The organism is Loktanella sp. 3ANDIMAR09 (assembly GCF_001420005.1).
Classification (GTDB): Bacteria; Pseudomonadota; Alphaproteobacteria; order Rhodobacterales; family Rhodobacteraceae; genus Loktanella.
This window is the reverse complement of the sequence record NZ_LJAK01000001.1, coordinates 544730-551427: the sequence shown is the minus strand read 5'-3', so window position 1 is coordinate 551427 and position 6698 is coordinate 544730. Positions and strand designations below refer to the sequence as shown.

General features: G+C 61.9%; 7 protein-coding genes. 6 read left to right on the top strand and 1 reads right to left on the bottom strand.

Annotation, left to right across the window (positions count from 1 at the left end; all coding sequences use genetic code 11):
- Positions 1-119 precede the first annotated feature (119 nt).
- Complete coding sequence (locus tag AN189_RS02795; protein WP_056030590.1) at positions 120-2462, bottom strand: DNA topoisomerase IV subunit A; 2343 nt, start codon at positions 2460-2462, stop codon at positions 120-122.
- Positions 2463-2604: 142 nt separating this feature from the next.
- On the opposite strand from AN189_RS02795, the gene AN189_RS02790 reads away from it, so the two are divergent.
- From AN189_RS02790 to AN189_RS02765, 6 genes are all read left to right on the top strand, one after another.
- A complete protein-coding gene (locus AN189_RS02790; protein ID WP_056030587.1) occupies positions 2605-3165 on the top strand; it encodes an SH3 domain-containing protein in 561 nt (186 codons plus the stop codon).
- Positions 3166-3203: 38 nt separating this feature from the next.
- Entirely contained in the window at positions 3204-4028 is an 825-nt protein-coding gene (locus AN189_RS02785) for an SDR family NAD(P)-dependent oxidoreductase (protein ID WP_056030584.1), read from the top strand.
- A 57-nt stretch (positions 4029-4085) separates the two neighbouring features.
- A complete protein-coding gene (locus tag AN189_RS02780) occupies positions 4086-4289 on the top strand; it encodes a twin transmembrane helix small protein (protein WP_056030581.1) in 204 nt (67 codons plus the stop codon).
- A gap of 2 nt (positions 4290-4291) precedes the next feature.
- On the top strand, positions 4292-4864 hold the full coding sequence (locus tag AN189_RS02775; RefSeq protein ID WP_056030578.1) for a cob(I)yrinic acid a,c-diamide adenosyltransferase: 573 nt from the start codon (positions 4292-4294) through the stop codon (positions 4862-4864).
- 141 nt (positions 4865-5005) lie between these two features.
- On the top strand, positions 5006-5764 hold the full coding sequence (locus AN189_RS02770) for an electron transfer flavoprotein subunit beta/FixA family protein (protein WP_056030575.1): 759 nt from the start codon (positions 5006-5008) through the stop codon (positions 5762-5764).
- On the top strand, positions 5764-6690 hold the full coding sequence (locus AN189_RS02765) for an electron transfer flavoprotein subunit alpha/FixB family protein (RefSeq protein ID WP_056030573.1): 927 nt from the start codon (positions 5764-5766) through the stop codon (positions 6688-6690). Before AN189_RS02770 ends, AN189_RS02765 begins: the two co-directional genes overlap by 1 nt.
- The last annotated feature ends 8 nt before the right edge of the window (positions 6691-6698 follow it).

Genomic DNA, 6698 nt, shown 5'->3' with positions numbered 1-6698 from the left:
CGGGCACCTTTTGATTTACGGGGCCGCTGCTGGCCCGTTTTGAACATCGCGGGCGATGTATTGTGGATCGCAGGGGAAATCAAGCGCAGGTTTCCCCACAGACCTGAACCAGGTCCGTGCTAGTCGAACCGGTTGGATTTGGGAAAACCGTGTGGTGCCCGCTTGCCGACGCTGCCGCGTGCGGCCTTCCATTCGGACATATCCTCTTGGGTCCGGGTTTTCCCGCCGCCCATCGTCCACGACAACCCCTTGTCCCAGTCAAAGGTCGTGACATCACCCAGACCGCCGTCCAGTTCCAGCGTGCCCTGCTTGCCGAACACCCGTTTGTATTTCTGCAACCGCACGCCTTTACCGCGCCCCATTTCCGGCAGATCTGCCAGCGGGAACGCAAGGAAGCGACCGTTCTCGGATACCACGGCAACAGTATCGCCCTGAACGCGGCGAATGACCTTGGCCGCACCTTCCTTGACGTTCAGCACCTGTTTGCCAGCGCGGGTCTGCGCGATCACGTCGTTTTCCGGCACGACAAAACCGTCACCTTCGGTCGAGGCAACGAGCAGTTTTTCGCCCGGACGATGCACGAGAATATCGATGATTGCGGCATCGTTGGGCAGGTCGATCATCAGGCGCAGGGGTTCGCCCATACCGCGCCCGCCCGGTAGCTGGCTGGCCTGCAAGGTATAGATCCGCCCAAGCGAACCAAAGACCAGCAGCCGGTCGGTTGTCTCGGCGTGGAACGCAAAACGCGGCCCGTCGCCGTCCTTGAACTTGAGCTCCTTGTCCAGCGCGACGTGACCCGTCATGGCGCGGATCCAGCCCATCTGCGAACAGACGACGGTGATCGGTTCGCGCGCGATCATCGCCTCGATCGGGACGTCTGCGACCTCTCCAGCCTCGCCGAATGTAGTGCGCCGCGCGCCGCCGGGGCTGTCCTTGCCGAATTGCTTGCGGGTTTCGCGCAGTTGTTCGGCGATACGTTTCCACTGCAGGCCCTCGTCCTCCAGCAGATCCTCGATCCCGGCACGTTCCTCCATCAAGGCGTCGCGTTCGGCGATCAGTTCCAGCTCTTCGAGGCGGCGCAAGCTGCGCAGCCGCATGTTCAGAATGGCTTCGGCCTGCACTTCGGACAGGCTGACCTCGGGGTCAGCACCCGCAACCAGCGGCGAGACATAGTCTTTTTCGTCAGTCGCCCTGACATGGCTCTGCGCCCAATCCTCGGCCATCAAGGCGCGTTTGGGGTCGTCATCGTAGCGGATGATGTCGATCACGCGGTCCAGATTAAGGAACGCGATGATGAAACCTTCGAGCACCTCAAGCCGGTGGTCGATCTTGGCCAGCCGGTGCCGGGACCGGCGCAGCAACACATCCTGACGGTGATCGAGGAATGCACGCAGCACCTCCTTGACGCTGCATACCTTGGGCGTCAGGCCGTCGATCAGCACGTTCATGTTCAGGCTGAATCGCGTTTCCAGATCGGAATTGCGGAACAGCATGCCCATCAGCATGTCGGGATCGACCGTTTTCGCACGCGGTTCCAGCACGATACGCACGTCATCGGCGGATTCGTCGCGCACATCGGCCAGCAAGGGGACCTTTTTGGTCTGGATGATCTCGGCCAGCTTTTCGATCAGCTTGGATTTCTGAACCTGATAAGGGATTTCCGTGACGACGATCTGCCATTGCCCGCGGCCCAGGTCCTCGACCTCGTGGCGGGCGCGCAGGCGGATCGACCCGCGCCCGGTGCGATAGGCATTGGCGATATTTTCGGACGATTCGACGATCACGCCACCCGTCGGAAAATCCGGACCCGGAATATATTGCAGCAGGGTGTCGTCGCCTGCGTTGGGCGATTTGATCAGATGCAGGCAGGCGTCGATCAATTCATGCAGGTTATGCGGCGGGATGTTTGTCGCCATGCCGACGGCAATCCCGGACGATCCGTTTGCCAGCAGGTTCGGAAAGGCCGCGGGGAACACGACCGGTTCCTCGAGCGTGCCGTCATAGTTCGGGCGGTAATCCACCGCGTTTTCAGCCAGCCCTTCCATCAGGGCCTCGGCTGCGGCTGTCATCCGCGCCTCTGTATAACGGGCGGCAGCGGGGTTATCGCCGTCGATGTTGCCGAAATTGCCCTGGCCGTCCACCAGCGGGTAGCGGACGTTGAAATCCTGCGCCAGACGCGCCATCGCGTCATAGATCGCAGCGTCGCCGTGGGGGTGATAGTTACCCATCACATCGCCCGAAATCTTGGCCGACTTGCGGAAACCGCCCGTAGCGGACAATCGCAATTCGCGCATCGCATACAGGATGCGGCGGTGCACGGGTTTCAGACCGTCGCGCGCATCCGGCAAGGCGCGATGCATGATCGTGGACAGCGCATAGGTCAGATAGCGGTCGCCAATGGCGCTCCGCAGCGTTTCCGTCACATCATTCGGGCCAAGCGTGTCATCGGTGGGGTCTGTCATGGCGACGGTCTAGCGAAGCCGCAGCGGTGCGTAAAGGCAACGCAAGCGCAGCATGGGCGCATTTTCTGACGACCGGGAACAAAGAATCACGATATGGTGTTTGGACTGCAACTGCCAAAGATCGATTCGACCGGGGGGCCTCATGGGCAAATTCATCATCGGCACCTTTGCCATACTCGCATTCGCGTTCTACGAACTGTCGGGTGGCGCGGACTTTGTGCCCGAGGAACGGATCGCGCAGGCCCCCGCAGTCCAGACGGCAGCGCCAGACACCCAGACCGTCGCCGTGGCGCCCGCACCGGATCTGCCGGAACAACCCACCCGCGCCGACACCGCCGAACTGACACAGGTCGCCGCACAACCGGTCACCGCATCCCAGCAAGAGGCCGCAACCCTGCCCGTGGCCACGCCATCGACAGGCAGCACGACCGAGGTCATCGGCATCGACACGCAGCCTACCTTTGCGTCCCTGTCAGGGACGGGGGGTGCCGATCTTGGCACGATCAACCCGATCCGCGAGGTGGCAGCGCGCGCCGTGAACATGCGGTCCGGCCCCAGCACGGCCTTTGACGTGATCGACACGCTGCCGCAGGGCACGCAGGCGGAAATCATGGACAGCGACGGCACCGGATGGGTGCGGGTCTATATTCCGGGCACCGGTCAGACAGGCTGGATGGCCGAACGCCTGCTGACAACCGGCTGACCCCTTGCGCCGGGGCTGTTGTCCCGGCATCAAGCGGCATGACGCAAAAAACCGTCCTCATCACAGGCTGTTCGTCCGGCATTGGCTACGACGCTGCGATTGGCCTGCGCGACGCAGGCTGGCGTGTGTTTGCATCGTGCCGCAAACAATCCGATTGCGACCGGTTGCGCGGCATGGGTTTTGACGCACCGTTGATCGACTATGCCGATCCGCAGACCATCCGCGACGGACTGGCCGCGGTGCTGGACGCCACCGGCGGTACGCTGGATGCGCTGTACAACAACGGCGCCTTTGCCTGCCCCGGTGCTGTCGAGGATTTGCCGCGCGGCGGGCTGGAGGCGATTTTCCAGACCAATCTGTTTGGCGTGCACGACCTGACCGTGCAGGTCATCCCGGTCATGCGGGCGCAGGGACATGGCCGCATCGTAAACTGTTCGTCTGTTCTGGGGCTGGTGGGCATGAAATGGCGCGGTGCCTATGTCGCCACGAAATTCGCGCTGGAGGGGCTGACCGACGTGCTGCGGCTGGAAATGGCTGATACCCCGATCAAGGTTATCCTGCTGGAACCCGGGCCGATCGCCAGCCGCATCCGTGAGAACGCGATCCCGCACTTTGAGCGTTGGTTCGATACCGAAAATTCGGCACGCCGGACGCAGTACGACGCACTCAAACAGCGGTTGTACCACGACGGTGCCGACACGTTCCAACTGCCCGCTAGCGCCGTGACCGCCAAGCTGCGCCACGCGCTTGAACATTCGCGCCCGAAACCACGCTATTACGTGACAACGCCGACCTACTTTGCAGGCATCGCGCGCCGCATGCTGTCTACGCGGTGGCTGGATGCGGTGATTTCGCGCGGATGATCCGCTGGTCTTTGACGATGTGCCTGCTATGTCCCGCCTACAACGATAGGAGCGCCCATGGCCAGTGACCCCCTCTTTCTTCTCGCAGCCCTCGCCTGTCTGATCGTGCTGGGCATCTTGATTCTGGGCGTCGGGTCCTTTGGCAAGGGCGGCGAATTCAACCGACGCAACGCGAACAAGATCATGCGCTGGCGGATCGGCGCACAATTCGTCGCCGTCTTGCTGATTCTGCTGTTCGTATTTCTGCGTGGAGGCAACTGAACATGGTTGTATTGAACAAGATCTATACCCGCACCGGCGACAAGGGTGACACTGCGTTGGGCAATGGCACACGCGTTCCGAAATACGCGGATCGCGTCAACGCCTACGGCACCGTGGACGAGGTGAACGCCACCGTCGGGATGGCCCGCCTGCATGCCACCGGCGATGTCGACGCGCAGCTGGCGCGCATCCAGAACGACCTGTTCGACCTGGGCGCTGACCTGTGCCGCCCGGACATGGCCAAGGACGCGGATGCGGAATACCCGCCGCTGCGCATGAGCGATGCGCAGGTCGACCGTCTGGAACAGGAAATCGACGCGATGACCCAAGCGGTCGAACCGCTGCGCAGTTTTGTCCTGCCGGGTGGGTCGGCCCTGTCGGCGCATCTGCATCTGTGCCGGACCGTCAGCCGCCGCGCCGAACGTCTGTGCGTCGAACTGGCCGCGGCCGAGGACGTGAATCCCGCCGCCACCAAATACCTCAACCGGCTGTCGGACTGGTTTTTCCAGGCCAGCCGCATTGCCAACGACGACGGCCGCGACGACGTTTTGTGGGTGCCAGGCGCAAACCGCTAAGACCGCAAACGCCCGCATCCGTTGACGTGCGCGTAAACAACGTCGCGTCCGAAACCCGGAAACGGCGCTTTGTCCTATTGTAATTTGCGCCCTGTCGTTATCTCAAAGGTGCGAGATAAAATTGCATGGGAGTGAGCCGCGATGAAGGTGCTGGTACCGGTCAAACGCGTCATCGACTATAACGTAAAGGTCCGCGTCAAGGCGGACGGTTCGGGTGTCGATCTGGCCAACGTCAAAATGTCGATGAACCCGTTCGATGAGATCGCCGTCGAAGAGGCGATCCGTCTGCGCGAGGCGGGCAAGGTCGAAGAAGTCGTCGCCGTATCCATCGGCGTCAAGCAGTGCCAAGAGACGCTGCGCACCGCGCTCGCAATGGGTGCTGATCGTGCGATCCTCGTGCTTGCCTCTGACGATGTGCACAACGACATCGAACCGCTGGCTGTCGCCAAGATCCTCAAGGGGATCGTCGACGAAGAGCAGCCCGGCCTTGTGCTGTGCGGCAAGCAGGCGATCGACAACGACATGAACGCGACGGGTCAGATGCTGGCGGCGCTCTTGGGCTGGTCGCAGGCGACCTTTGCGTCCAAGGTCGATGTTGACGGCGATCATGCGACCGTCACGCGTGAGGTCGATGGCGGATTGCAGACCATCAAGGTCAAGATGCCGACGATCGTGACTGTCGATCTGCGCCTGAACGAACCGCGCTATGCGTCGCTGCCGAACATCATGAAGGCCAAGAAAAAGCCTCTGGATGAAAAGACGCCTGCAGACTACGGCGTCGACGTCAGCCCGCGTCTGGAAATCATCAAGACCACCGAACCCGCGGAACGTGCAGCCGGGATCATGGTGAAGTCTGTCGATGAACTTGTCGAGAAACTCAAAGAAGCGGGGGCTGTGTAATGGCTGTTCTTCTGATTGCCGAAGTGACCGATGGTGCACTGAACGTTGATGCGACCGGCAAGGCCGTGTCCGCTGTCGCTGGTCTGGGCGATGTGACCGTGCTGTGCGCTGGTGCCTCTGCCAGTGCCGCCGCCGCTGATGCTGCCAAGATCGACGGCGTGGCCCGCGTGCTCTGCGCCGAGGATGCAGCACTTGGTCACCGTCTGGCGGAACCGACTGCGGACCTGATCGTGAAATTGGCCGCCGACTACAGCCATATCGCCGCACCGGGCACAACGGATGCGAAAAACGTCATGCCACGTGTGGCGGCCCTGCTGGACGTGCAGATCATTTCCGAGGTGACTGGCGTGGTTGACGCCGACACGTTCGAACGTCCGATCTATGCGGGCAACGCCGTGCAGACCGTGAAATCCACTGATGCCAAAAAGGTCATGACGATCCGCACTGCCGGATTCGACGCCGCCGGCATGGGTGGGTCCGCAGCCGTTGAAAACATCGACGGTGCAAACGCATCCGACCTGTCGGCATGGATCGAGGACAAGGTCGCGGAAAGTGACCGCCCCGAACTGACCAGCGCCGGCATCGTTGTGTCCGGCGGCCGTGGCGTCGGGTCCGAAGAAGACTTTGCCATGATCGAGAAACTGGCCGACACGTTGGGTGCCGCCGTTGGCGCATCGCGCGCGGCGGTTGATTCCGGCTACGCGCCGAACGACTGGCAGGTTGGTCAGACAGGCAAGGTCGTGGCACCTGATCTGTATGTTGCTGTCGGCATTTCCGGCGCGATCCAGCACCTTGCCGGTATGAAGGACAGCAAGATCATCGTGGCGATCAACAAGGACGAAGAAGCACCGATCTTTCAGGTTGCCGACTACGGACTTGTCGCGGATCTGTTTGACGCCGTGCCCGAGTTGACCGGCAAATTGTAGGTTCACCG